The following is a 656-nucleotide window of genomic DNA, read 5'->3' as shown; positions in this document are numbered from 1 at the left end:
GCATTACCAATCAGGAGTTTGCTGGTCTCATTCACCCAAGCACTGTCGCTGTTGCCTTTGCCTTGGTTGTAGCTTGCCGTGATATTTTTTGAACCACCACCATAGCCGCCACCAATAGAGCCACCTTTACTACTATTACTGCTCGATGCTGTATCTTGTAAGCTTTCAACATGGATACCTTTGACCTTGAGATCACCACGATCAGCAATGCTTACCGTGCCGCCTTTAATGTTGAGTTGGTCAATCACACCTTCTGTTCGATTCAGCGCAATCTCACTATTTACATGAGTGAGACTTTCACTGTTCGATTTACTCGTCTGCTTGCCTATTGATGCACTACCACCGCCACCATAGGTATAACTGACATTTTGGCTATTGGTTTTACTGTTGCTATCTTGTTTGCCACGTTCAACGCCTGCTGTAACATTTAAATCTTTGGTGCCATCAAAGGTTGTGGTGCCCGTCGCATTCACGCGACTACCTTTGATATTAATATCTTTATTTTCTGATTTAAGTTGAAGGTTGTTTAAGCCTAAATTACTACCTTGCCATTGGCTTTGTTCGGTATTGGTCGTAGATGTAGTTTCTATACGTTCACCATTGGCACCTATGGTAAAGCCATACGTTGCACTACTTGCAGCCGCTGTAGCGGCAGC

General features: G+C 44.1%; 1 protein-coding gene. It reads right to left on the bottom strand.

All coding sequences use genetic code 11. The features are described from left to right. The coding region (locus A6M14_RS13815) for a hemagglutinin repeat-containing protein (RefSeq protein WP_152875826.1) at window positions 1–656 on the bottom strand (656 nt) is incomplete at both ends.

Origin of the sequence: Acinetobacter portensis, from assembly GCF_009372215.1 — a bacterium.
In the GTDB taxonomy this organism is placed as follows: Bacteria; Pseudomonadota; Gammaproteobacteria; order Pseudomonadales; family Moraxellaceae; genus Acinetobacter; species Acinetobacter portensis.
This window is presented reverse-complemented; position numbering and strand designations above follow the sequence as displayed.